We start from the raw sequence: 415 nt of genomic DNA, 5'->3' as shown, positions 1-415 counted from the left end.
CCGTCGAGCGCAATGTGCCGGCCGTGCGTGAACTGCAGCAAAAGCTGATCGACCTGCAGTTGCGCGTGGTGCTGCCGCTGAAGGAGCTCAAGGACGTCAACCGCAAGATGAGCGAGGGCGAGAAGCGCGCCCGCGAAGCCAAGCGCGAGATGACCGAGGCCAACCTGCGCCTGGTGATCTCGATCGCCAAGAAATACACCAAYCGTGGCCTGCAGTTCCTCGATCTGATCCAGGAAGGCAACATYGGSYTGATGAARGCGGTRGACAAGTTCGAATACCGCCGTGGCTACAAATTCTCGACTTATGCCACCTGGTGGATCCGTCAGGCGATCACTCGCTCGATCGCCGACCAGGCCCGCACCATCCGTATTCCGGTGCACATGATCGAGACGATCAACAAGCTCAACCGTATTTC

At 58.9% G+C, this 415-nt stretch carries 1 protein-coding gene; it reads left to right on the top strand.

The features are described 5' to 3' along the window. Positions 1-415, top strand: a 415-nt coding sequence (locus AC1DKR_RS21275) for a sigma-70 family RNA polymerase sigma factor (protein ID WP_478035154.1), incomplete at both ends; no start/stop codon positions are given.

This window comes from Stenotrophomonas sp. 01N47, from assembly GCF_056399165.1.
The sequence above is the reverse complement of the archived record's forward strand: the minus strand, read 5'-3'. Positions and strand labels throughout refer to the sequence as shown.